Raw genomic sequence first — 24,185 nt, 5'->3', positions numbered from 1 at the left:
TAGATGACGACTGGCTCGACGAGCGTGGCCTTACTTGAGCGCGCTCGTGAGCGACGGGTCCACGTAGGCGTTCACGTCCTGCGAGCTCTTGTAGACCTGGTACTTCACGTTGAACACGTCGGCGGCTTTGCTCGAACCATAGAGCGAGCGAAAGCCGTCGGCCTTCACGTAGGCTTGTTGCGCCTCGGGCAGCGTGAGCAGCTTCGTGCCCTTGAGGAGCGGCAGATACTGCGCCGGCGTGAGGCCCACGCGCGCGGCCATGATCTTCACGGCGTCGGGCTGCGTGGCGGGGTCGTCGATGTACTTCACGACGCGGTACCAGACTTTCGCGAGCTTCTCGTAATCGGCCTTGTGCGCGGCCAGGCTCACGGGGTTCACGGCGAGCACGTCGTAGATGAGGCCAGGCTCGTCGGCGGAGGTGAACACGGGGCGTGCGCCCGGCACGGCGCGCTGCGCCTCGCCCGCATTCGGCTGCCACGCGGCGATGGCCGCGACGTCGGCGGAAGCCAGCACCTGCGGCGTTTCGTTGGTTTTCGCGTTCACGAGCGTGACGTCGCTCTCCTTCATGCCTGCACGCTGGAGCGCGTCGAGCAGCAGCAGGTGATCGACCACGCCGAACTCCACGCCGATCTTTTTGCCCTTGAGATCCTGGATCTTGCGCGCGGGCGGCTTGGCAATGACCATGTCGTTGCCGTTCGAATAGTCGGTGATGAGCGCCATCACGTTCTTCGCGCCGTTCGCGCCCATCGTGAGCGCGTCGCCGTTGGTGACGAGCACGGCGTCGAGCTTGTTGGCCGCGTAGGCGTCCATCGAGGCCGCGTAGTCGAACCAGTCGAACTTCACGTCGAGGCCGGCCTCCTTGAACCATCCCTTGTCGATCGCCACCTGCCATGCCACCCAGCCCGGCCAGTCGCTATAGCCGATACGCAGCGGCGCGGCGTTCGCGGCCTGCACGCCGGCTGCGAAGAGGCCCGTGGCGAGGGCGAGTGCGCTTGCGGCGCGTAACGCCCAGCGGCGCAGGGGTGCGGAAGCTTGCGCCTGGCGCGTGTTGCTCGCCTCGAATGCCTTGCTTGCGAACGAAAGGTGAGTTCTCTTCATGACGGATCTCCAGGAGTAAAGATGCAGCGGACTGCTTGATATAAGGGCGTGGGGATTCATGCTCCGATGCGCTCGGTTTGGGTTTGCGACTGCGACTGTGCCGCGCGATACGCGCGCCAACCGCCGTAAGCGCTGATGTCGGGTGCGTTCGCCAGCGCGGCGCTCTCGCACAGAAAGCCGAGCGCAGTGCTCCCGCTCGCGAGTTCGAGCGTGCCGATGCCGAGCGGCGCCGGAATGGCCGCGACGAACGAGCCGAAGGCAGCCGTCGGCATCTCCCAGACTTCGACCTCGATCGCCGTGCCCCCTTCGTTCACACGCACGAGGCCAGGCTTCGCGGGATCTTGCGGTCGGGCCTGCGGGAGCGCGTAAAGACGATAGGCATTCGCCGTGGTGGTGCTTTCGACGAGCCGTGCGCCGCGCCCGGTCAGTTGCCCATTGAGCGGTTCGCCGCTCAGGTGCGCGCCCACCACGGCCACGCGAACCGTGGGCGCCGGGTCGTCCTTTGCGTCACGCGGCGCCGGGCACCCATGCTCACCCAGCCAGGCACGGGCGAGGCCGAGCAGATAGGCGTCGTCGTGTGCACGCGCAACGAATGTGATGCCGAACGGCTTGCCCGCGTGCCGGCCCGTCGTGCATTCGCCCGCCGGCACGGCGAGCGCACTGAGATCGAGGAGGTTCACGAAGTTCGTGTAGTAGCCAAAGCGCGCGTTCACGCCAATCGGGTCCGCTTCGAGTTCCGCCACCGTCGACGTGGTCGGCGAGGTCGGCGTGACGAGCGCGTCGACATGCGGCCACACGCGTTCGCTCTCCATGCGCAGCGCGGCGAGCCGGTCGAACGCCGCGAAAGCGTCGGCCGCGCTCCAGCGCGCCGCGCCGCCCACGATCTCGCGCGTGACGGCGTGCAGCGCCTCGGGTTGCGCCTCGAAGAACGGGCGAATCGCGGCAAGTCGCTCGGCCACGAACGGACCTTCGTAGAGCAGCCGCGCCGTGGCGAGGAACGGCTCGAAGTCGATCTCTACGAGCTCTGCCCCGGCTGCGCGCAGCTTCGCGAGCGCCGCGTCGAACGCTGCCGCATACGAGGCGTCACCGTAGAAGTTCAGTTGCGCCGCGCGCGGCACGCCGAAGCGCACGCCCGCGAGCGAGCCGCCTTCGCGGCCTCCCGGTTGCCAGGCGCGCGCATAGGGATCGCCTTCGGTCACGCCGCGTGCGCATTCGAACACGCGCTGCGCGTCGTTTGCCGAAGGCGCGAAGATCGAGACGCAATCGAGCGAGCGACACGCGGGCACCACGCCCATCGTGCTCAGCACGCCTTTCGTCGGCTTGAGACCCACCAGACCATGAAAGGCCGCCGGCACGCGGCCCGAACCCGCCGTATCGGTGCCTAGCGAGAACGCGGCGAGACCAAGCGCCACGGCAACGGCCGAGCCCGAGCTGGAACCGCCCGAGGCGTACTCCGGATCGAGCGCGTTGCGGCACGCGCCATAGGGTGAGCGCTGGCCCGAAAGCCCCGTGGCGAACTGGTCGAGGTTGGTCTTGCCCACCGGAATCGCGCCCGCCGCGATCAGCCGCTCGACCACGGGCGCGCTGCGCTCCGGCGTGTACGCATAGGCGGGGCATCCGGCCGTGGTCGGCACGCCCGCGAGATCGATGTTGTCCTTGATCGCGAACGGCACGCCGTAAAGCGGCAACGTGGCCGGATCGTGTTGCGCGAGCGCATCGGCGTAACGCATCATCTCGTCGCGCGTGAGCGCGCGGATCCACACGCGATGCGGATCGTCGCCGGCGGTACGCGCGGCGATGCGCTCGACGAGTTGCGCCGGGGTGAGGCTGCCGTCCAGATACCGTGCGCGCAGCGCATCGATGGTCATGGGCAGATCGTCGTGCTGATTCATTCGCATGCGGCCTCCTCGCCGCTTACGGCGGTTGCTTGTTCGGTATCGCCTGATACTTCGGATTCCACACGAATCACCATCAGGCGCTGGCCCGTGACCACGGCGTCGCCCGCCGCGCAATCGAGGGCTTCGATCACCCCGGCCGCACTCGCGGTCACGGTCACTTCCATCTTCATCGATTCGAGAATCGCCAGATCCTGGCCCTCTTCGACGCGCTCACCCACTGCAACGAGCAGCTTCCAGACGCTGCCCGAAACATCGGCGCCGATCGCAAGACAGTCGTCGGCCAAGGCAACGGCGGCGCGCGCCGCGCTTGCCGCTTCGTCCTCCGCGGCCTCGGCCACGTAGTCCGCCTGCCCCGCCGCGCGCCAGCGCTCGCGCTCGGCATCGAACGAGGCTTGCTGCGTCGCCTTGAACGCGGCGATCGAGGCGGCCTCGTCGCGCAGGAAGCGCTCGTATTCGCCGAGATCGAACACCGACTCCTCGATGCGCAGATTGCGCCGCCCCGCGAGGAATTCGCTGCGCCACTCGGCAAGTTCCGCTTCGCTCACCTCGTAGAAGCGGATTTCGTCGAAGAAGCGCAGCAGCCAGGGCTTGCCCGGCGCGAACTCGGTCGTCGTGCGATAGCGATTCCACATCTGCACGGTGCGGCCCACGAACTGATAACCGCCCGGACCCTCCATGCCGTACACGCAGAGATACGCGCCGCCGATGCCCACGGCGTTCTCCGGCGTCCACGTGCGCGCCGGGTTGTACTTGGTGGTGACGAGCCGGTGGCGCGGGTCGACCGGCGTCGCCACGGGCGCGCCGAGATAGACGTCGCCGAGGCCGAGCACGAGATAGCGCGCGTCGAAGACGATGCGTTTCACGTCGTCGATGCTCGCCAGGCCGTTGATGCGGCGGATGAACTCGATATTGCTCGGGCACCACGGCGCGTCGGGGCGCACCGACTGCATGTACCGCTCGATGGCGACCCGCGTGGACGGGTCGTCCCACGAGAGCGGCAAATGGACGATGCGGTTCGGCACGCGCATCGCATCGACGGCGGGCAGCGCTGCCTCGGCATCCTTGAGATGATCGATCAGCTGGTCGCGCGTGAGCAGCGCGGGATCGAAATGCACCTGCAACGAGCGAATACCCGGCGTGAGATCGACGATACCCGGCAGGCGGTGCGCTTCGAGCCAGTTCATCAGCGCATGCACACGGAAACGTAGTTTCAGATCGAGTACGGGCGGCCCGTATTCGATCAACAGGTTGCGGTCGCCCGAACGGCGATAGACCACGCCCACGCCTTCGCCCGCCTGCTCGGCGCGATAGAGCACGCATTCGTGCGCATTTTCTTTTGCAGCGGCAAGCGTGTCAGGCGCGGCGGGCACGAACCGCACCGTATCGCCGGGGCGCAGCTGCCCGAGCTTCCACAGTTCCTCGCCGATCACCGTGACCGGGCACACGAAGCCGCCCAGGCTCGGGCCGTCCGGACCGAGAATCACGGGCATGTCGCCCGTGAAGTCCACGGCGCCGATCGCATAGGCGTTGTCGTGGATGTTCGAGGGATGCAGCCCCGCCTCGCCGCCGTCCGCGCGCGCCCATTGCGGCTTCGGGCCGATCAGGCGCACCCCTGTGCGGCTCGAGTTGTAGTGCACGGTCCAGCGCGCTTCGTAGAGCATCGCAATGTCTTCGCGCGTGAGAAAGTCGGGCGCGCCGTGCGGGCCGTCGAGCACCGCCAGCGCCCACTCGTGCGTGAGCACCGGCACGCGTTCCGCCGCGAGCCGCGTGCCCGCTTCGACCGTCCCGCCCTTGCCTGCATCCGGCGCGAGATGCAGCACGTCGCCCTTGCGCAGCGCGCGACCCGCGTGGCCGCCGAACTGGCCGAGCGTGAAGGTCGCCTTGCTGCCGAGATAGTCGGGCACCTGCAGGCCGCCCTTCACCGCGAGGCACGCGCGCACACCGGCACCCGTCACGCCGCCGAGCTTGAGCACCATTCCCGCGCTCGCGCGCACCACCTGCCAGTACGGCACCGGCTCGCGGTCCAGCGTCGCGGACAGCGGCGCGCCGCCGAGCACGAACAGCGTTTCCGTGTTGAAGCGCAGCGTCGCGCCCACCATCGTGAATTCGAGGCCCGCCGCATCGGGCGCGTTGCCGAGCAGCGCGTTGGCGAGATTGAACGAGCGGTCGTCCATCGGGCCCGAGGGCGGCACGCCCACGTCCCAGTAACCGAGGCGCCCCGGCGTCTGCTGCACCGTGGTCTGCACGCCGCCGTCGAGCACGTCGATGGTGTGCGGCGCAAAGAGGAAGCGGCCGAGAAAACCCGTGGTCTGCTCGCCGGCCACGAACGTTGCGGAGCCAACGATCGCGCGCAGATAGTCGAGATTCGTTTCGATGCCGTAGAGCCCGGTTCGCGAGAGCGCCTCGCCGAGTTTCGCGAGCGCCGCTTCGCGCGTCGCGCCCGTGGCGATGATCTTCGCGAGCAGCGGGTCGTAGAACGCGCTGACTTCGGTGCCCGCGTCGATCCACGTGTCCACGCGCGCATCGGCGGGAAACGCCACGTGCGTGAGCAGCCCCGAACTCGGCTGGAACTGGCGATTCGGATCTTCGGCGTAGACGCGCACCTGGATGCTCGCCGCGCCCGGCGCGAGCGTAGTGGCCGGTGCGAGCGTGTCGAGCGGCGCAAGCGTGCCCTCGGCCTGGCGGATCATCCATTCCACGAGGTCGACGCCGTACACCTCCTCGGTCACGCCATGCTCCACCTGGAGCCGCGTGTTCACTTCGAGGAAGTAGAACGCGCGGGTTTGCGTGTCGAACACGAACTCCACCGTGCCCGCGCTCGCATAGCTCACCGCTTTCGCGAGACGCACGGCGGTGGCGTGCAAAGCGCGGCGTTCGTCGTCGGTCAGACCCGGCGCGGGCGTCTCCTCGATCACCTTCTGGTTGCGCCGCTGCACCGAGCAGTCGCGCTCGCCGAGCGAGATCACATTGCCCCTGCCGTCGCCGAACACCTGCACTTCGATATGGCGCGCGTGCTCGACGAACTTTTCCAGGTACACGCCGCTATTCGCGAAGTTGCTCTCGCCAAGGCGCACGACCGAGGCGAAGGCGGTTTCGAGCTGCGCGGGATCGTGGCACAGCGACATGCCGATGCCGCCGCCACCCGCCGTGCTCTTGAGCATCACGGGGTAGCCGAGCGTTGCCGCCGCTTCGAGCGCCGACGCCACGTCGGGCAGCAGGCCGGTGCCCGGCAACAGCGCCACGTCGTTGGCGCGCGCGATCTCGCGTGCCGTGTGCTTGAGGCCGAAGGCCGTCATGTGCTCGGGGCGCGGGCCGATGAAGGCGATGCCCGCCCGCTCGCATGCACTCGCAAACGCTTCGTTTTCCGAAAGAAAGCCGTAGCCCGGATGCACGGCCTGTGCGCCGGTGCTGCGCGCCGCCGCGAGAATGGCCTCGGCGTTCAGATAGCTTTGCGCGACGGGCGCGGGCCCGATGCAAACGGCCTCGTCCGCGAGCATCACGTGCATCGCGTGGCGGTCCGCCTCGGAGTACACGGCCACCGATGCGATGCCGAGGCGCTTGAGCGTGCGGATCACGCGGCACGCGATCTCGCCGCGGTTGGCAATGAGAACCTTGTCGAACGCCATCGTCATGCCCCCCAGACGAGCAGACGCACGGGCGTCGGGTTGTAACCGTTGCAGGGATTGTTCAGCTGCGGGCAGTTCGAAATCAGCACCGTCACGTCCTGTTCCGCGCGCACTTCGACGTATTTGCCCGGCGCGGAGATGCCGTCTTCGAACGTGAGCTTGCCAAGCGGCGTAACGGGCACGTTCATGAAGAAGTTGATGTTGCTGACGATGTCGCGCTTGCCGAGCAGTGCGCCGACGCCGCAGGTGCAGTGCGCGAGCGCGTTGAGGTAGCTGTCGCGGCAGCTGTGCATATGGCGCTTTTCGAGCGCGTAGCGCACCGTGTTGCTCTCGGCCGCGCAGGCGCCGCCCAGCGTGTCATGACGGCCGCACGTGTCGGCGACGATGGTAAGGAGCGGCGCGCCACGGTTCGACATGAGCACGCTGCCCGCGCTCAGATAGAGGTTGCGCTGTGCGCGGATGGTGTCCTGCGCGCTATATCGCTCCGTGGGGTCGGCGCTGCTGTAGAAGAGCGTGTCCACGGCCTGGTTGCCTTCGAGATCGACGATGCGCAGCGTCTCGCCACGCTTCATGTCGTGCAGCCACGGCTCGCCCGCGGGCAAGGTGAAGTCGGTGTGTGCGTTGCGCTCGTCGAGCGCGCTTTCGATGATCGGCATGACGGCTCCCTTGCGCTCAGGCGAACAGACGGTCGGTGTTGACGAAGCCGCGCTCGTTCTCGGCGCAGGCCGTGCGGCACGGATCGTCGGCAGGCGCGCAGGCGTCGGCCGCATAGGCGCGCCAGGCGACGAGCTTCACGGGCTTCGGCGCGTATTGAGCGTGCGGATCGAGCGGATGCGGCGCCGTCGAGAACGCGGCGAGCGTGTTCATTTCGAAGCGCAGGTCGAACGCCGCGCCCGCGCGCGAGTGGCGCGGCACGAATTCGAGCGCACCGTCCTCCCCCACGGCGACCTTGCTGAAGAAGTTCACGTTGGCCACGAGATCGCGCGCGCCGAGGCCGTACTTGGCGAGTTCGAGCACGAGGCTGTCGCGCCCGTTGCGGATCATCTCGTTGCGATGCGCCTGGTAGCGCTTTTCGCCGTACTTGCGTGCAAACAGTGCCGCGTCGCCGACGCCGCCGAGCGGATCGTGCCAGCCGAGCGTATCGGCCGTGATCGAGGCAATCACGCGGCCCATGTCGGTGTAGAGCACGTGGCCGCGCGTGAGATGGGCCGTGTGCTGCGCCTTGAGCGTATCGGCCATGTTGTAGCGTTCGAGCAGATCTTCCTGGCGATGAAACACGGCGGCGAGATTCGCGCCGCCTTCGAGGTCGATCACGCGCAGCGCGAGGCCGCGGCGCAGGATGCCCGACCAGTGCGTGCCCGCGGGAATCACGGTTTCCCAAAGCACATCGACGTGTGGAAGATCAGGCTGCGCGGTAGCTGAAGCGAAGCTGGACGGCATGGAGGCTCCTTTGCGAAGGGATAGGACGTGAGAGGGCGACCGAACGACATCGCGACCTCCCGGGCTTTTATCCCTCCGTGGAGCCTCATCGCCGCCTTGCGGACAAGGTGGTGGACGAGACCGGATTGCTCTCGGACCAGGCATCGAACGCGCGGCATGGACTCATGCGTTGCACCGACCGGAACCCTAGCGATCCTAAGATGATGCAAATTGCTTCGCACCTCTCGGCACGACATTGAGCGAGATCCGTGCCAGCAGGTGCATGCCCCCTCGATTCGAGGCGAAGAGCAGCGTGTAGACGCTCACCGCATACGCAACTGCGGGCACCGTCGAACAGGCGGCGAGTGCCTGCGGCCACGCCCGGCCCCGCCCGCCGATGGGGCGCGCACTGCCCCAAAGCAATGCGGCGGCACTATCTGCGTGCAAATTCACGCGCAGGCGCCATAAAACAAAACCGGTTCGCAGGCGTTGCGCACCTCATGAGCGCGCAACGCACCGCGAACCGGTCGTGCTTCAGGTGGATAGGGCGTCGCGAGGCTTACGCCCGCCAGGTGTTCAACCTTTGCGAGGCGTCAGCTCACGAAATTCCGCCAGTGTGCAGGCTCGTTGCCCCGACTATGGCTATCGCAAGTGCACCGATTTCATCCGAAGGCTCCCAGGCGAAGGCCGTCAGCTACCGATAGATATCGATGTACCGCTTGCCATCGCTCTGAACAACGCCGCGATACATGCCTTCGGTGTTGAACGGCATCGAAACATGCCCCTCGACATCGACGGCAATGAGCCCTCCCGTGCCGCGTTGCTGCGGGATCGCCTCGCTCACGACCGCGCGCGCAGCCTCATCGACTGTTGCGTGACCGTACTTCATTCGCGCTGCGACGTCATGAGCCGCGACAGCGCGGATAAACGCTTCTCCCGTTCCCGTCGTGGACACGGCTACGCGTGCGTCCGCAAACGTGCCGCATCCGATCAGCGGGGAATCGCCGATTCGCCCGTGGCGCTTGTTCGTCAAGCCACCGGTGGAGGTCGCCGCTGCCAGATGCCCCATTGCATCGAGCGCGACCGCACCGACCGTGCCGAACTTGTGCTCGCCATTGATGAGTCCGCTCGCGTCGCCAGGATCTTGTTTGCGAAGCAGTGCCGTGCCGTCGTGATCAAGCAATTCGCGTCCGGTGTCGCGCACGGCGAGCAACTGCTGCCAGCGAAAGTCGGTGTAGAAGTATTCGGGGCTCTCGAGAGCCAGACCTTCGTCGGCGGCGAATTGCTCAGCCCCCGCTCCCGAGAGCAACACGTGCGTTGAGCGATCCATCACGCGCTGTGCCGCAACGACCGGATTCTTGATGCGGGACACGCCAGCCACCGCGCCTGCGCGCCCCGTATGGCCTTCCATGATGGCCGCGTCCATTTCGTGCGTGCCCGCATGCGTGAATACGGAGCCGCGCCCTGCGTTGAAAAGCGGGCAATTCTCCAACGCGACAACGGCGGCGACGACGGCCTCGACGCTCGATCCACCGCCTTTTAGAACCTGATGGCCTGCCTCGAGCGCTTCTTCGAGTGCTGCCCGATGAGCGGCTTCCTGTTCCGCCGACATGACGCCGCGCTGCAGCGTTCCGGCGCCGCCGTGGATTGCCAGGACGTACTGTGCCATTTCACTCCTCCTACGTATCGGATCAATGCGCGTGAGTCGCCGCCTGGGCCGGCTCTTCCCCAACGAGCTTTCTCATCATCGGCATCATGAGGAACAGCAGGGCCGAAACGGCGATGAGCCCTGCGGCGATGCCCCCATAGAGCAATGTCAACCGTGCCGGGACGGGCATGTAAAAGCCCGCAAAGTAACCAGCGAGCTTGTACCCGAACGAGCTACCGAAGAACCAGAGTCCCATCATCAATCCAACGAGCTTCACGGGTGCGAGCTTCGTAACGAGGTTCAAGCCGACAGGGCTCAGGCAGAGTTCGCCAAACACTTCGAACAGGAACAGACCGGCAAGCCAGAGCGGATTGACCCTGGCGCCGACATAGAGCGACGAGGCCATGATCGCAAACCCGGCGTAGCCAATGCCGATCAACAGCGGCGCCAGGGCGAGCTTCGCGAGGCTCGAGGGTTGCCGGGGCCCGAGCCATGCCCAGAGCGCCGCGAACACCGGGGCGAGCAGGATCACGTACAGTGCGGTCAGCGACTGGAACCAGGCTGCCGGTACGAGGAAGCTGCCGAGATTTCGCTGCACCATATCCTTGGCAAAGAGACTCAGGCTCGAGCCTTTCTGTTCATATGCGGACCAGAAAGCAATCGTCACGACGAAATAGATGCCCATCACGGCGAGGCGCTTCCACTCGGCGCGTGTCAGTTGTTCCTGCATCCCCATCATCACAACGATAACGAGCGCATCGAAGGCCAGCAGGAAAGGAAGCACGTTCTGCCAGTTGCTTCCGGCGAGCAACGTGCCAATGACGGTGAACACGCCGAGCGCGATATAGACCGACGTCCGCAGCAGACCACCTTGCGGCTTCTGTGTCGCCTCTACAGGCTTTGCCACGTTCCGGTTGCCGACATGCGCGAGACGGCCTCTTTGCCGCCAGAAAACGATGAGCCCGATCAACATGCCGACGCCTGCGGCTGCAAAACCGAAGTGCCAGCTATTGACCGGATCGATACCGAATGAGCGAAGCAACTTCCTGAACGGCTCAGCTTCCGCAAGAAAGCCGCAGACGAGCGGCGCGAGGAATGCGCCGATGTTGATGCCCATGTAGAAGATCGAAAATCCGCTGTCGCGGCGCTCGTCATCCTGTGAGTAGAGGCCGCCCACGAGTGCGCTCACATTCGGCTTGAGCAGACCCGTCCCGCATGCGACAAGCACGAGCCCGGCGAAGAACGTCGGGACCGCAGGAATGGCCATGGTGAAGTGGCCGCATGCGATGATGATGCCGCCGATCAGCACCGCTCGACGCGTGCCGAGCCACTGGTCGGCGATGATGCCGCCGGGAAGCGCGAGCAGAAACGCGGCCATCGAATACGTGCCATAGATCGCCGTCGCATGGGGCGTGTCGTAACCAAGGCCGCCAAGCCCCGGGGCCGCAACCATGTACAGCACGAGAATGGCTCTCATGCCGTAGAAGCTGAATCGCTCCCACATCTCGGTGAAGAACAGCGTGGTGAGCCCGCGCGGATGCCCTGCAAGTCCCGTCGTGTCCCTGAGCTGCTGGACCGATGAGCCGGCAGCGCTATCGGAGGTTGTGTTCATGGTGTCTCCTCTGCTTCTCGACCTGCTGAGACAATTGAAGGTGACCGTCGCGGCGTCACGATCGGTTGCGAACCCTGCGAGGCACCCCAGCACTGCCATCGCCGCCCGTTCGGCTAATGCCCCTGCTCTTGCTGCTGCGCCTCGTGCCCGCTTCGGCTTTAGCCTGCGTCGACGGTGTGGTGTCGAACACGAGGTACGGCAACACCGTTTGTGACAAAGTGGCCGCCATTGCTTTTGTCTCCGGTGTTGCTTTCAGCACTTCCGATGTCAATGTTTCGATGAGCGCCACCATGGCCACCGCACTCGACGACAGCACCCGATGTTCAGCCGGAGCCAGCAACACCGCGTCGGCCGTCGCGGCGAGCGGCGCGGTCGGGTTGTCGGTCAGGGCGACGACGAAAGCGCCGCGTTCGCGGGCAAATCGCGCAAGCTCGACCGTGTCGCGCGAATAGCGGGGCAGCGAGATCGCGATCAACGTGTCGCCTGTGCCAATGTGCGCCATGTGTCGTGCGGCTTGCTCGCTGCCGCCTCCAGCAGCGGCCCATACGACGCGCCGGTGATATGGCATCAGCGTGTCCGCCAATAGTCCGGTCAACCAGGTGCTCAAACCGAGCCCGAGACAATACACAGAGTGGCTCGCAACGATACGCGTCACCGTCTGGGCCAGTCGCTCCTGTTGCAACGACGAATCCATCGCGACAAGGTTGCGTTGATGATCTGCCAGCCATGCGCCGATACCTTGCTGGGCCGTCGGCGCTTCCAGTTTCTCCACCGGTTGCAACGCTTGCCGCACGACTGCGGCGAGTTCCGCCTTCAGCTCCGAAAACCCGCGATATCCGGCGTGCCTGGCAAACCGGTTGACGCTGGCAGCGGAGCCGCCGCACGCTTGCGCGACTTCTTCGATCGTGAGCGTCGCGGCGTCGAGCGAATGCGAGGCAAGCCATCGCGCGACGGGCTTCAACGCCGCCGACGCGGTGGCGGATGCATAGTGAATGCGCTCGATCACACCGGGGAATTCGGTTTTGCTCACGGGAGGAATGAGTCGTCCTGGTCAAGGTACGCGTGTAGTATGACCATGTGAATTTAAATTTTCAAGATGGTGAAAACGAGAAAAATTTTATTCACTGCGCTGCGGGAGACAACGAGGGTGCGATTCGTCTGACTACCGGGGACCCTCGGGGACCTCGGGGTCCGCGCTCCCGTGTCGGAACAGGCGACGGATGCACACTCGAAAGCGGCAGGCCTTCAGCGGTAAATCTCCGCACCGCTCACTGCCCGGTCAACATCCGAAGGATCTTCTGCACGATACGTTCGTGGCACTCGAGCGCTTCACCGAGCGTGCTTGCGCCATAGCTCTCGTTGTCATCTTGAACCGCCATTCCGGCGATGCGCGTCACGAAGAGCGCGGACTCCCCAGTCCGCGTGTCGGCCACACCGCGAAAGCGCGTCGTGACCGTCACGCCGGACTCCTCGAGCAGCGTGCGGCGAAAGATCAATTCGTTTTCGGCCATCCAGCGCGACCACTCGCTGCGATCGAACACTTCGACAGGCCTGTTCTTCGCATCGAGGACATAGAAGCGTTCACACTGGGGCGGGACGGAGCGGGATTTCATGATCGGGAAGGTGTAAGCAGGAAACCGATTGCCTCTCGCCACCAACTAGCGTCGACGCGGCCAATCCAGTCGTTGTGCTCAGCCGCCTCCACGATCTTCACTTGTTTCGGACCGTTCAACGCGTTGCAAAGCGCTTCGCCCAAACGTGCCGGGACGATGGTGTCCCGTTCGGCAACCATGACGAAAACCGGGCGGCCGAACGCAGCCAGGTGGGCCACGCTGTCGTATCGGCCATGCACCAGCCACTTCACCGGCGCCCATGGGTAGTGGAAAGCGGCGACGTGCTCGAGCCTGTCCCATGGCGTGATGAGCAGCAGGCCGGCAATCTTGTCGGGTTCGCGCGAGCCGGCTGCAGCAACCACGCCGGCCCCGAGCGATTCCCCGATGAGCAGCACCGGGGCGCCGTAGAAACGATGCGCAAGCTCGATGGTCTCTCGCGCATCGGCGACCAGCCCTTCTTCATCTGGCGAGCCCTCGCGTGGCCCGTAACCCGGATATTCGGCGAGGATCACGCGAAGCCCCAGCCGGTTAAGCGCCTCGCCATAGAAGGCACGGTGTCCCGCATGCCCCGCATTTCCATGAAAGACAATGGCCGTGCCGCGCACGGTTCCGGCCGGTTCGGCGACAAGGCCTCGGAACGATTCCATAGCCGGCCAGGCCGCCAGTCGATCGGATACCACGTCCTCGATTGCAGCCTTCTCAGGAAAGTAGATAAAACGTTCCTGCCACATGGCAACGCCTGTCAAAACGTCAGATCACAGCACGAAGCCCGTCCGGCAACGAGCCGTGAAGCGCTCCGATGCCGCATACTCAAGTTCAAGATACCCGAAGATCCAGGGACATGGTTGCAGACCTCGCACATTCCTTTGGCGTTCAGCCCCCCTGTCGCCGCTACAAGGATCGCCGGCAGCCGCCCGGTTGTCGCGCTGGAGTCGACCATCATCGCTCACGGCATGCCCTATCCGGAGAACGTTTGCACCGCGCGCGAAGTGGAAGCGTTGGTCCCTGATCCGGGCGCCGACCCCGCGACGATCGCACTGATCGGAGGGCGAATTCGCATCGGTCTTTCCAACGACGAACTGGAGAGGCTGCTGGCCCGCGCACTTCCACACGGAAGGCCTTGGCCGGCTTCTACCGGCTGCGTGGAGCACCGCAGTCGGCCATGAAGCGTCAGTCACAGGATGGTTCGGCCTGACATTCAAACGTCAGCGGCAGCCGGAAAGCGGTCGCCCATTCGGCGTTGCCGGCCTCGGACGGAATAGTCCATCAAGCGCCGGCCGCACAAGACATTGCGCCCTTTGTTACGTTTTTGCGACAGCTTTTTTTTTCGTTTCCTTGAGTTGCAGGGGGTCCCTTATCCTCCAGCGCGCAACAACACATAAACAATCCAAAAGACACTCAGGGAACTGAAATACAGATGAAACACAGCAAAATCAAGGCAAGCGTTATCGCTGTTGCCGCTTTCGCAGCATCTTCGGCAGCAATGGCACAGTCGTCGGTCACCCTGTACGGCATGCTCGACTCGAGTATCGGCTACACGTCGAACGTCGGTGGCAAGTCGTTGGTCGCGATGGAAGGCGGTGCCTCCGGTTCGAACAAGTGGGGCATGAAGGGTCAGGAAGATCTCGGCGGCGGCCTCAAGGCAGTCTTCAAGATCGAAAATGGTTACAGCATCGGTACCGGTAAAATCGGCGGCCAGGGCCCCATTGCCTTCAACGCCGCTGGGGCGGAGACGCGTTCGCTGTTCAACCGCCAGGCCTACGTAGGCCTCGCTTCGGACCAGTACGGTACCGTGCGTTTCGGTCGCCAGCTCGACGCCGTGACTGAAATGGTTCAATGCCTGACGGGCGACTGCATTTCGGCACTCGCATTCTCGACCCCGGGCGACGTGGACAACAACGACAACACGACGAACCAAAACAACGCCGTGAAGTACATCACGCCGGTCATCGGCGGCTTCCAGGCTGAAGGCGCGTACTCGTTCGGTGGCGTTGCCGGTTCTATGGGCCAGAATCAATCGTGGTCGGTGGCTGCTGACTACGCTCAAGGTGGTCTGACGGTCGCTGGCGGCTACTTCCGCGCTGATAGCCAGGACGGCTTCTGGGGTAACGCAACGGCACAACCGTCGTTCGGTACTGCGCTGGGCTACGCGAGCTCGGGTTACAACCAAGGCATTGCGTTCAAGAAAGCAGGCATCGCTCAAGTTGCAGGCCAATACCAGTTCGGCCAGTTCACGGCTGGCCTGCGTTACTCGAACGCTCAGTACCAAGGCAACGGCGCCGTTGGCCAGGACTCGATTCACTTCAACGTGATGGGCGCCCTTCTGCAATACCAGGCGAACGCGGCACTGTCGCTGGCTGCTGGCTACACGTACGTCTACGGTTCGGCAGCCGCACCTGCGCAAGCCGCTGAAGGCCGCACGATGGCTTCGATCAACCAGGCGTCGCTGGGTGCTACGTACTCGCTGTCGAAGAGCACCTCGGTGTACGCCATGGGCGCCTACGTCCATGCTCAGGGCGCTTTCGCTTCGGCTGCTGACAGCGGCGCCACCGCATCGGGCGGCACCCAGTGGAAAGCCAACGTTGGCATGTACCACAGCTTCTGATCGCCGGTTCAGATGCCTGGGGTAGTGAATGCATTACCCCGGCAAAGAAAAGCCCGGCTAGTAATTTGCACCCCAAAAGTTGGACATTGATCCAATCTTTGGGGTGTTTTTCCTCATGAGCGCGCAACGCACCGCGAACCGGTCGTGCTTCAGGTGGAAAGGCGTCGCGAGGCGTTCAACCTTTGCGAGGCGTCTGGGACGGCAATTCGCCGAACAGATCGCGGTACTCGCGCGCGAAATAGCTAGGGTGCGTAAAGCCCCATCGGGCAGCTGCATCCCCCACCATGAGCTCGTCCTGGCTGGTCGAACGCAACAGGCGGCGCACGCCGTTCAAACGCACGGAGCGTAAGTATTCGATGGGAGTCACGTTGGCAACGCGCTGAAAACTCGTCTGCAAGGTACGACGGCTGCAACGCAGCGCCACGCACAGGTCGAGGACCGTCTGCGGTTCCTCCAGGCGATCCTGAAGGATGCGCTCGCTGCGCCGAACGATTTCGGCGTAGGTCGCGTGCGTTACGTCGCGCTTGTCGGCGTGATGGGGATTGAAGAGTTCCAGCAGCATGCTCATGATTTCGTCACGAAACCGCTTGCCCGCAGCGGGATTCTCGAAAGCAGCGGGTTGCCGCTGGAATGCATCGAGGAATCGGGAAAGTTCGGCGCTAACCCGTTCGCCCTCCTCGGTCGGCACCGGCACCACGCTGCGCTCGAGCAGCGGCAGCGCCTTCTCGCCCAGCACTGCTGCCGCGAGTGCATGCAGGTCGCTGGTGGGGATGCTGACGCCGAGATAATGCATCGTCTCCGGCGTATAGAAGCGAAACTCCTCCCCGGACCCCAGCAACCAGAGGGCGTAGCCATCGAGGCGGCACCCCTGGAACGTCCCGGAAACGGGGCGTTGGAGCGGCAGCGCCAACGAAGAGAGCCCACGCGGTGCGATGCCCGCTTGCGCGACCCGCCGGTTCGTCGACTCGCGAAAAAACAGGAAACCGGGCGCCTGGGCCTGCATGACGACACTCTCGAAACGCCCCGGCGTGAGCTGGTTATACACCTGCTCCCAGCCGTTCACCGCGAACGAATGATCATGCACATCGGACGTTGCCCGGACCCTGAATTCCATCGCCACTCTCCCACAGGCTTACCTCGTGCCCATCAGCGCTTGAGCATACTGAAAGCCAGCGCTCGTTCGACATTTTAGTTCTAAATAAACGCCAGGGAGGGCCAGTGCGGAAGAATCAGTGCGCGATACAGATGGATTTCGTCTCCGTGAAGCTCTCGACGGCACCCTTGCCGAACTCGCGGCCCATGCCGGACTGCTTCATACCGCCGAACGGCATGTTCGGATCGAGCGGTACATGAGCGTTCACCCATACTGTGCCCGCATCGATCTCCCGCACCATGTTCATGGCGGCGCGCAGATCGTTGGTCCACAAGCTCGCCGCGAGGCCATAAGGCGACGCGTTGGCGAGCCGCAGCGCATCTTGAGGATCGTCGAACGGAACTAGCGCGATCACCGGACCGAAAACCTCGTCGCGAATGATCGCTGCATCGGGCGGCACGTCGGCAATCACGGTCGGACGCACGTAAAAGCCAGGCCCCTCTACGGCCGCGCCGCCTGCGAGAAAGCGAAGACCCGCTTCCTTCGCGACCGCGATGTGACGCTCCACCCGCTCGCGATGCGCCGCCGACACGAGCGGATTGATCTGCGCGTCCGGGTCGCAGCCGGGCCCGATTTTCATCTGCAGCGCAATGTCGGCGAGGCCATCGGCAATCCTGCGATATTGGCTGCGATGCACGTACACGCGCGACACCGCCGCGCAAACCTGCCCTTGATTGAGAAAGCCGCCAGCCAGCACGCCCTGAATGGCCTGGTCGACGTCCACGTCGGCCAGCATCACCGCCGGATTCTTTCCGCCCAGTTCGAGCGAGAAGCGGGTGAGGTTCTGCAGCGCCGCCGCGCCAACCAGCTTCCCGGTAGGCGTCGAACCCGTAAAGGAAATCTTCGCGATGCGGGGATGCGCGGCAAGCGCGGCGCCGCATTCCCGCCCGCCTGTCACGACGTTGAATACGCCAGGCGGAATGCCCGCCTCGATGGCCAGTTCGGCCAGGCGCAGCGCCGTGAGCGGCGTTTCCGGCGACGGCTTGATGACCACCGTGCAGCCCGCGGCGAGCGCCGGAATCAGCTTCCACACCGCGATCATCAACGGAAAATTCCATGGCACGATACCGGCCACCACGCCAACCGGCTCCTTGCGCGTGAATGCCGTGTATTTCGCGCCAGGCGGAAACGGAATCGACACATCGAGCGTTTCGCCGTGAATTTTCGTCGCCCAGCCGGCCATGTACCGCACGTACTCCACGGTCGCCCCGACTTCGATTGCGCGCGCAACGTTGATCGATTTCCCCTGATTCAAGGTTTCGAGCTGGGCGAGTTCTTCGCCGTGCCGTTCGAGTACGTCGGCAAGCTGCAGCAGGATGCGCTCGCGGTCGGCGGGGCGCAGGCCGCTCCAGCGACGCTGTTCGAATGCTTCATGCGCGCTCGCGACAGCACGGTCCACGTCAACGCTGTCCGCGTCCGGCACGCGCGCAATTGGCTCGCCCGTAGCGGGATTGAATACGTCGAGCCAGCGCCCTGAGTGCGCGCGCTGAGGGCCGCCATTGACGAAGAGACCGAGGTCGCGGTCGAGAAACTGCTTGAAGGCGGCTCGTGCCGCTTGCGTGGCGGGATTCGTCATTGTTTGCTTGCACCAAGAGAGGGGCCGAAGCCCGTGTATCGGTTTGAACGCAGCCTGGCGGGCCTCACGCGAATGCGAGGTAGTGCTTGACGAAGCCTTCCGATAGCACTTCCCAAACGGTCGACGTCCCCTTGGTCACGAACCACGAATCGCCGGCCGTGAACGTGCGCGTTTCGCCCGTCGATTCGTCCGTGATGCGAATCTGGCCATCGACCACGGTGGCCTGCTCCGAGAACGGATACACGAGGCGGAACTTACCCTTCGTCGTGCCGAAGTAGGCCGCAGAAATGGGATCGGTCGGCGCGCCATGCGTCATCTTGCCGAATGCAGCGATGTCACCCCCCTCCAGGATTTGCGCACCGAGGTCGCTCAGCTTGCCCCATGCATCGAGTTCCGAAATTTTGATGCCCTGTTGAATTGCGCCAAGACTCATGTTCAACGACTCCTTTTCAATAAATGGGTTGCGGCTCTCGTTCACCGGCGGCCGTGCCAGTAGCCCGAGCTCTGGTGCATCACTTTGCCCAGCGTGACCAGCAGCGCGCGATATTGATCCTTGCCGCGTATCGTGGCGCGCGGGATCGAGCTGACCAGGCGGTAACGGTCCGATCCGCCGAGAATGCCTTCCGTGAGAATCTTGCAAATGATCTGGCTCGGCGTGACGCCGAATCCCGAATAGCCTTGCACGAAGAACGCATTGGGCCGGTCGGGCAGCGTGCCGATCTGGGGGAACAGATTGAGCGTCGAGGCCATCGGGCCGCCCCACGCCAGATCGATCTTCACGTCCTGCAGATAAGGGAACACTTCGAGCATCAGCTTCCGGTTCCACGCTTTCAGGTCGGCGGGAATGTGCTCGACGAGCGACGTGGAGGAGCCGAACAGCAACCGGTTCTCGTTCGTGACGCGGTAATAATTGATGACGGGCCGGATGTCGCTGTAAGCGCCACGAATCGGGCTGATTCGCTCGATCAGTTCGTCGCTCAGGGGCTCGGTCATCGAGTTGAACGCGTAGACGTTGATCGTGCTTTTGTGCAGTTCCGGCTCGACGTTGTTGTTGAACCCGTCGCACGCCCAAACGATTTTTTTCGCCTTGACGCTGCCCTTCGCGGTGCGCACGTGTACCGTGCCGCCATAGGTGATCTGCAGCGCGGGACTGTACTCGAAGATGCGCACGCCATAGATTTCCGACGCGGCCCTGGCTTCGCCGAGCAGCAGGTTCAACGAGTGAACGTGGCCGCCGCCCATATGGAGAAGGCCTGCGTGATAGACGTCCGAGCCGATGATCTGCTTGACGTCCGCGCCCTCGACATAGCGAATTTCATACGAACTGCCAAGTGACTTGAAATCCTTTTCCCAGCTGCGCAGCGTTTTCGCTTGACGCGCGTTGTAGGCAAGATAGCCGTAACCGCTGCAAAAATCGGCGTCGATGTTATAGCGCTTGATGCGTTCGCGCATGATCTGCGGCCCCAGATCGCTGAGCGCGAAGATGGTGCGCAGACCGTCTTCGCCCACGTCCTTCTTGATGGCGTCGAGGTCGTGACCGATGCCTGCCATCACCTGCCCGCCATTGCGGCCGGTCCCGCCAAAGCCGAGATAACGCGCTTCGAGCACCACCGTGTTCGTCACGCCGTGCTCGGCCAGTTCGAGCGCGGTGTGGATGCCTGAAAAGCCGCCCCCGATGATGACAACGTCGGCTTCGATATCGTTTTCCAGTGAAGGAAAGCTCAGCTCGTATTTCTTCGTGGCCGTGTAGTACGTAGCCGTTTCGTCAGTGTGCATCGTATTTCCCGCTCGCGCGTTGTCGCGTCAGAACGCATTTCATTGATCAACCGGACCAGCCCGGCGTCTGCTCCCACCGTTCCATGATCGTCGCGCCGAGGCTGAGTCTCCCTCAGTGCCTGCCGCCGCTATCGCGAACGCTCGAAGTACTTTAAGCGTCCGGAAATGGCGACCGTCAGCACAGATCGGCAAGCAATGGAGGGCTTAGGGATAGTGCGGATACCTGCGGTCCGAAGGGGCACATCACCTGATGCAAAGGTCATCATCGCGCCGCGACCTGGGCTAACGCCGGAAGAGCACCCTGCCCGGCCCGACGCGGCGACCGCCCCGCCTTGGCGGGCGGCACATACACAAACCACTCCGCCTAGAAGTTCACGCGCACACCAGCCATCACGGCCAGCTGCCGGTCGGAATTGCTGTTCACGAGATTGGGGATCTGCGCGTAGTTCGTATTGGCGCCGGTAGCCGGGTCGACGCCGAGGCCCGCGCCCGATGACTTCTGGGCAATGGCCACCATGTACAGTGCCGTCCTTTTCGACAGTGCGTAGTTGGCGCCAAGATTGATCTGGTGGAAGCGTGTCGAACTCCCGCCGCTCACTTTCGCATTGTTGAAGAGGTATGCCGCGCCTAACGTCCACTCGGGACTCAGGTTGTAGACGGCGTTCAGTTCGGCGATATCGAAAGAAACATCGGAGCCGACCGGGTTCGTCGCGCTGGCGAAATACTGGCTATCCTCAAGGCGCGTGTGCGTATACACCAGCGCAAGCGTGAGCTTGTCGATCGCGACCGATCCGCCCACGCCCCATGCCTTCAGCGATTGCGCATTCTGCAGCTGGCAATACTGCGCGGCCGCGTTACTGCAGGCGAAGTCGCCGATGTAGCCGGTTTTCCCGCCAAGGGCTGCGTCTAAAGGCTGGTTCAACGACAGATAGCCGGCACTGAGCGAAAACGGGCCCTGATTGTATGCAGCGGCAAGCGCGTAACCACGCTTCGCCGCGAAATCCCCCGCCTGTCCGCCGAAACTGAACGTTCCCCCGAACGTGAATCCGCCAAAGTTCGCGCTCGTGAATTTGAGCGCGTTGTTGAAGTTGAAGGCCTCGTTGAGATTGTCGACATCGCCGATATGGGCGCCGTACAGCGTTGCCCAGCTATTGCTCGATGCGTACACGCCGAGGAAATCCGAATAGGAATCGTATTGGCGACCCGCGGTGAGCGTGCCGAAGCGTTCATCGCCCAGACCTACCCACGCTTGCCGGCTGAATAGCGCACCGCTTTGCAGCATGGCGCCCGTCCCGGTCAGGAACTGATTTTCGAGGGCGAACGTCGCTTTGACACCGCCGCCCAGGTCTTCGGAGCCCATCAGCCCCCAACGCGACGGCACGAGATTGCCGCCGCTCATCTGAACCGCATGACCGCCGCTCACCGAGCCGTCCGCATGCGTCACCTGCTGGTTGGTCGAATAGATCACACCGGCGTCGACAGTTCCATAAAGCGTTACGCTGCTTTGTGCATACGCACTGCCGCATACTCCAGCGGTTAGTATCACTAATGAATTGATGGAGATTTCGCGTTTCATGGTCGTTTTGTAGTTGGTTGGCGTCGCCTGGGTGCGCGCGCCGGCGCCCCCCAGGCGGACGTGTGAATCAGAGCTTCGAGCTGCCGAGTTGCGCGAACGCCCGCGGGTCGCGTCGTTTCAGACGGGAGGCCGCAACCACGCCAAGCACGGCAAATATGGGCAGCAGCGCCGTGAGGGAGTAGGAAAGCAGCGGACCCGCTCCCGTGAGCGTCGGGAAATTGACGATGGCCAGAACCAGTACCGCGCCCAGCGCAACACCGGAGACAAGCGGGAGGAACCCAACGCGCAGGGTGCTCTCCTCCCTCGCCGGCTGCCGGCTGAAGAACGCCATGACCGCTGCCGAAGACAAGGCCATCAGCGCGATGATGCACAACGTCGCGACGTTCGTGAGCCAGGAGAAGAGCGTCAGCACGGGATCGGCCCTGGCGACGATAAAGAACAGGACGACAGCCGCAGCGAGCGCAGTCTGCATCACCGATCCCGCGTGCGGGCTGCTATGCACCGGGTGGGTGCGGCCGAGCCGGGCAGGCAGCAGACCTTCGCGGCCCGTTGCGTAAAAATATCGCGCCGCGGAATTATGGAAGGCCAGCAAACCGGCGTACACACTCGTGATGAAGAGCACACTCATCGCGTCGGTGAGCGTTGCGTTGGCGTAGCGGCTCGAGAGCGAATAAAGGAAGGTCGTGGGGTCGGAGAGTGCCGTGAGCGTCTTCACTACGTCAGTGCTACCCGCGCCGATGATCATGCACCAGACCGAAAATGCATAAAAGGCACCGATCAGGAGTACGGAAATATACGTCGCCAGCGGCACGGTTCGCTTCGGGTCTTTTGCTTCTTCGCTATAGATCGTCGTGGCCTCGAAGCCAATGAAGCTCGCAAAGCAGAACAGAAAACCGATTGCGGGCGATCCGGCCATGAACACATGCGGCCTGAAGGAAACCGTGTCGATACCGTGTGCGCCGCCCGCTTTCAGAATGGCCAGGTCTAGAATCAGCACGACCACGTATTCGCCCATGACCAGCAACGAGAGCACCTTCGCGGAGAGATCGATCTGACGATAGCCCAGCAAGGCAATGCTCGCCATCGCAGCGAGCGAACACGTCCACCACGGCACGTCGATACCCAGATGCATGCTGAGAAAGCCCGCTGAGACCGCGCCGAACATGCCATACAGACCGATCTGCATCGTGTTGTAGCCGAGCAGCGCCAGCAATGCGGCGGCCCCGCCCGCCGTGCCGCCCAAACCTCGCGCCGTGAACGCGTAAAAGCCGCCCGCATTGGTGATGTGACGGGACATGGCCGTATAGCCGGACGCAAACATCAGGAGGATTGCGACCGTCGCGATCAGGAGCGCGGGTGTGCCGGCGCCATTGCCCAGCATGATGCCGAGCGGAAAGCCACCCGCGATCGCCACCAGCGGGCCGGCTGCGGAGATCACGAAAAAGACGATAAAACCCAACCCGAGTGCGCCTTTGCGCAGCTCGGTCGAGGATGCTGGTTCCGCTATGACGTTCATTCGCGCTCTCTCCATTAAGCCGCTCTTGTGTCCGTTGAGGCTGCTGCCCTACGCCGAAGGCGTGTGCGACATCACGCCGCTGAGACGCAATGTAGGAGGCCAAAAATGAAGTCCGGCAGCACAAATTGGCAACCCGCGCGGGTAAAGCGGAAAAGCCAGGGTTTGTGCGGAGACACGCGCCGAGGCGCGAAGCCGAAGTATGCCTTTACAGGAACAACGCACCGACCAGTTCGGTGCGGCTCGACACGCCCAGCTTACGGAACATCCGCAGCAGATGGGTCTTCACCGTCGGCGGCGAAAGGTCGAGCTCGCGCGCGATCGCCTTGTTGGAAAGGCCCTTGCGTACCAGCCGGGCAATCTGTTCCTCGCGATGCGTGAGGCACGGCGCGAGGCTCGTTCCGTGCCGCGGCGCGTGCATGGCGGGCTCGCTGCCCCATGTGGCTGCCAACGCGACTTCGAGCAGCGGCTGGAGTACGTGCATGCGCTCGATATCGCAGGCACTGAAGGGCGCGTCGGGCGCGAAGCGCAGCAGCGAGAATGCCGCGGCCGCACGACCCTCTTCGCGCAGCAGCACTTCCATGACGTCGACCACCCTGTAAGGCTTCAGAAAGTGCAGCCAGTAGGCCGAAGCTTCACGCAGCGCTGCGGGCAGCTCGCCGTCGAGCGTGAGCACGTTGCCGCGCTGCTGCACGCTGCGCGAAGGATGCATGGGATCGAGCGCGCAATAGCGTTGCAGCCAGGTTCGATGCATCGACTCCGCGAGCCCGAACAGCTCGAACCCCGACGGTGCATGATCCGCGCCGATGCGATAGAAAACCACCGCGCCGGGCCGCAAGAGTCCCGCGATCGTGGCGACCGCCGCCTCGAGCGCTGCATTGCCTTGCGTATTGCTCTGCATGACCGGTCCTCCTGTTCCCGCGCGACAGACGTTCGATGCTACGCACGAGCGTTCGCACGGCGTGAGCGCTATTCGGCAAACGGCGCGCGACGGAGGCGGCGCGCCTTGTCATCCTTTTGCTCGATAGGCCGCTGCGCGCGCATTGCCTATGCTCGCCCCATGTTCATCGAC

The 24,185-nt window shown here is 63.9% G+C and carries 18 protein-coding genes, 1 pseudogene and 1 riboswitch; of the genes and pseudogenes, 2 read left to right on the top strand and 17 right to left on the bottom strand.

The features are described 5' to 3' along the window. Positions 1-30: 30 nt before the first annotated feature. The 10 genes from VSR34_RS05020 to VSR34_RS04975 all read right to left on the bottom strand — a co-directional run bounded on the left by VSR34_RS05020 (position 31) and on the right by VSR34_RS04975 (position 13,645). The gene (locus tag VSR34_RS05020) at positions 31-1,098 is read right to left on the bottom strand and encodes an ABC transporter substrate-binding protein (RefSeq protein WP_028230391.1); all 1,068 of its coding nucleotides are present in this window, start codon (positions 1,096-1,098) and stop codon (positions 31-33) included. A gap of 56 nt (positions 1,099-1,154) precedes the next feature. Beyond that, positions 1,155-2,996 carry an allophanate hydrolase gene (atzF, locus tag VSR34_RS05015; protein ID WP_342962013.1) on the bottom strand — a complete coding sequence of 614 codons (1,842 nt, stop codon included), beginning with the start codon at positions 2,994-2,996 and terminating at the stop codon, positions 1,155-1,157. Further along, positions 2,987-6,622: a 5-oxoprolinase/urea amidolyase family protein gene (locus tag VSR34_RS05010; protein ID WP_342962012.1), complete on the bottom strand. Its 3,636-nt coding sequence runs from the start codon at positions 6,620-6,622 to the stop codon at positions 2,987-2,989. The genes atzF and VSR34_RS05010 overlap by 10 nt, the downstream gene beginning before the upstream one ends. Positions 6,623-6,624: 2 nt before the next feature. Next, a complete protein-coding gene (locus VSR34_RS05005; protein ID WP_028210324.1) occupies positions 6,625-7,278 on the bottom strand; it encodes an urea amidolyase associated protein UAAP2 in 654 nt (217 codons plus the stop codon). Positions 7,279-7,294: 16 nt separating this feature from the next. Beyond that, positions 7,295-8,062, bottom strand: coding sequence for an urea amidolyase associated protein UAAP1 (locus VSR34_RS05000; RefSeq protein ID WP_028230389.1), 768 nt, complete (start codon positions 8,060-8,062; stop codon positions 7,295-7,297). Between the two features lie 54 nt (positions 8,063-8,116). Then, a riboswitch (guanidine-I (ykkC/yxkD leader) is annotated at positions 8,117-8,263 on the bottom strand. Positions 8,264-8,735: 472 nt separating this feature from the next. Continuing rightward, positions 8,736-9,710, bottom strand: a complete 975-nt coding sequence (locus VSR34_RS04995) for an isoaspartyl peptidase/L-asparaginase (RefSeq protein WP_028230388.1) — start codon at positions 9,708-9,710, stop codon at positions 8,736-8,738. 22 nt (positions 9,711-9,732) lie between these two features. After that, positions 9,733-11,301: a peptide MFS transporter gene (locus VSR34_RS04990; RefSeq protein WP_028210327.1), complete on the bottom strand. Its 1,569-nt coding sequence runs from the start codon at positions 11,299-11,301 to the stop codon at positions 9,733-9,735. A 55-nt stretch (positions 11,302-11,356) separates the two neighbouring features. Next, positions 11,357-12,331, bottom strand: a complete 975-nt coding sequence (locus tag VSR34_RS04985) for a MurR/RpiR family transcriptional regulator (RefSeq protein ID WP_342962011.1) — start codon at positions 12,329-12,331, stop codon at positions 11,357-11,359. Between the two features lie 238 nt (positions 12,332-12,569). Beyond that, on the bottom strand, positions 12,570-12,914 hold the full coding sequence (locus tag VSR34_RS04980) for a hypothetical protein (RefSeq protein WP_028210328.1): 345 nt from the start codon (positions 12,912-12,914) through the stop codon (positions 12,570-12,572). Beyond that, the gene (locus VSR34_RS04975) at positions 12,911-13,645 is read right to left on the bottom strand and encodes an alpha/beta fold hydrolase (RefSeq protein ID WP_342962010.1); all 735 of its coding nucleotides are present in this window, start codon (positions 13,643-13,645) and stop codon (positions 12,911-12,913) included. The genes VSR34_RS04980 and VSR34_RS04975 overlap by 4 nt, the downstream gene beginning before the upstream one ends. A gap of 110 nt (positions 13,646-13,755) precedes the next feature. On the opposite strand from VSR34_RS04975, the pseudogene VSR34_RS04970 reads away from it, so the two are divergent. Both VSR34_RS04970 and VSR34_RS04965 read left to right on the top strand, forming a co-directional pair. Then, positions 13,756-14,017, top strand: a pseudogene (locus VSR34_RS04970) (pseudouridine-5'-phosphate glycosidase); the annotation flags it as partial. A gap of 314 nt (positions 14,018-14,331) precedes the next feature. Next, positions 14,332-15,519, top strand: a complete 1,188-nt coding sequence (locus tag VSR34_RS04965; RefSeq protein ID WP_028210330.1) for a porin — start codon at positions 14,332-14,334, stop codon at positions 15,517-15,519. A gap of 175 nt (positions 15,520-15,694) precedes the next feature. Here the strand turns inward: VSR34_RS04965 and VSR34_RS04960 are convergent, their stop codons facing one another. The 7 genes from VSR34_RS04960 to VSR34_RS04930 form a co-directional block, all read right to left on the bottom strand. Beyond that, positions 15,695-16,633, bottom strand: a complete 939-nt coding sequence (locus tag VSR34_RS04960; protein WP_028210331.1) for a helix-turn-helix domain-containing protein — start codon at positions 16,631-16,633, stop codon at positions 15,695-15,697. Between the two features lie 115 nt (positions 16,634-16,748). Further along, positions 16,749-18,248 (bottom strand): aldehyde dehydrogenase family protein, encoded by a 1,500-nt coding sequence (locus VSR34_RS04955; protein ID WP_028210332.1) that lies wholly within the window; start codon positions 18,246-18,248, stop codon positions 16,749-16,751. Positions 18,249-18,312: 64 nt separating this feature from the next. Then, positions 18,313-18,681 (bottom strand): cupin domain-containing protein, encoded by a 369-nt coding sequence (locus VSR34_RS04950; protein ID WP_028210333.1) that lies wholly within the window; start codon positions 18,679-18,681, stop codon positions 18,313-18,315. A gap of 41 nt (positions 18,682-18,722) precedes the next feature. Then, positions 18,723-20,024 carry an FAD-binding oxidoreductase gene (locus VSR34_RS04945; RefSeq protein WP_028210334.1) on the bottom strand — a complete coding sequence of 434 codons (1,302 nt, stop codon included), beginning with the start codon at positions 20,022-20,024 and terminating at the stop codon, positions 18,723-18,725. 364 nt (positions 20,025-20,388) lie between these two features. After that, a complete protein-coding gene (locus tag VSR34_RS04940; protein ID WP_342962009.1) occupies positions 20,389-21,600 on the bottom strand; it encodes a porin in 1,212 nt (403 codons plus the stop codon). 67 nt (positions 21,601-21,667) lie between these two features. Continuing rightward, positions 21,668-23,116 (bottom strand): APC family permease, encoded by a 1,449-nt coding sequence (locus VSR34_RS04935; RefSeq protein ID WP_342962008.1) that lies wholly within the window; start codon positions 23,114-23,116, stop codon positions 21,668-21,670. A 205-nt stretch (positions 23,117-23,321) separates the two neighbouring features. Beyond that, positions 23,322-24,014 (bottom strand): response regulator transcription factor, encoded by a 693-nt coding sequence (locus tag VSR34_RS04930; RefSeq protein WP_342962007.1) that lies wholly within the window; start codon positions 24,012-24,014, stop codon positions 23,322-23,324. Positions 24,015-24,185: the final 171 nt, after the last annotated feature.

The organism is Paraburkholderia sp. JHI2823 (assembly GCF_038900695.1).
Lineage (GTDB): Bacteria > Pseudomonadota > Gammaproteobacteria > Burkholderiales > Burkholderiaceae > Paraburkholderia > Paraburkholderia mimosarum.
The sequence above is the reverse complement of the archived record's forward strand: the minus strand, read 5'-3'. Positions and strand labels throughout refer to the sequence as shown.

Coding starts and splice junctions, on each gene's coding strand:
- VSR34_RS05020 (WP_028230391.1), bottom strand. CDS start 1,098: ATGAAGAGAACTCACCTTTCGTTCGCAAGCAAGGCATTCGAGGCGAGC.
- atzF (WP_342962013.1), bottom strand. CDS start 2,996: ATGCGAATGAATCAGCACGACGATCTGCCCATGACCATCGATGCGCTG.
- VSR34_RS05010 (WP_342962012.1), bottom strand. CDS start 6,622: ATGGCGTTCGACAAGGTTCTCATTGCCAACCGCGGCGAGATCGCGTGC.
- VSR34_RS05005 (WP_028210324.1), bottom strand. CDS start 7,278: ATGCCGATCATCGAAAGCGCGCTCGACGAGCGCAACGCACACACCGAC.
- VSR34_RS05000 (WP_028230389.1), bottom strand. CDS start 8,062: ATGCCGTCCAGCTTCGCTTCAGCTACCGCGCAGCCTGATCTTCCACAC.
- VSR34_RS04995 (WP_028230388.1), bottom strand. CDS start 9,710: ATGGCACAGTACGTCCTGGCAATCCACGGCGGCGCCGGAACGCTGCAG.
- VSR34_RS04990 (WP_028210327.1), bottom strand. CDS start 11,301: ATGAACACAACCTCCGATAGCGCTGCCGGCTCATCGGTCCAGCAGCTC.
- VSR34_RS04980 (WP_028210328.1), bottom strand. CDS start 12,914: ATGAAATCCCGCTCCGTCCCGCCCCAGTGTGAACGCTTCTATGTCCTC.
- VSR34_RS04975 (WP_342962010.1), bottom strand. CDS start 13,645: ATGTGGCAGGAACGTTTTATCTACTTTCCTGAGAAGGCTGCAATCGAG.
- VSR34_RS04965 (WP_028210330.1), top strand. CDS start 14,332: ATGAAACACAGCAAAATCAAGGCAAGCGTTATCGCTGTTGCCGCTTTC.
- VSR34_RS04960 (WP_028210331.1), bottom strand. CDS start 16,633: ATGGAATTCAGGGTCCGGGCAACGTCCGATGTGCATGATCATTCGTTC.
- VSR34_RS04955 (WP_028210332.1), bottom strand. CDS start 18,248: ATGACGAATCCCGCCACGCAAGCGGCACGAGCCGCCTTCAAGCAGTTT.
- VSR34_RS04950 (WP_028210333.1), bottom strand. CDS start 18,681: ATGAGTCTTGGCGCAATTCAACAGGGCATCAAAATTTCGGAACTCGAT.
- VSR34_RS04945 (WP_028210334.1), bottom strand. CDS start 20,024: ATGCACACTGACGAAACGGCTACGTACTACACGGCCACGAAGAAATAC.
- VSR34_RS04940 (WP_342962009.1), bottom strand. CDS start 21,600: ATGAAACGCGAAATCTCCATCAATTCATTAGTGATACTAACCGCTGGA.
- VSR34_RS04935 (WP_342962008.1), bottom strand. CDS start 23,116: ATGAACGTCATAGCGGAACCAGCATCCTCGACCGAGCTGCGCAAAGGC.
- VSR34_RS04930 (WP_342962007.1), bottom strand. CDS start 24,014: ATGCAGAGCAATACGCAAGGCAATGCAGCGCTCGAGGCGGCGGTCGCC.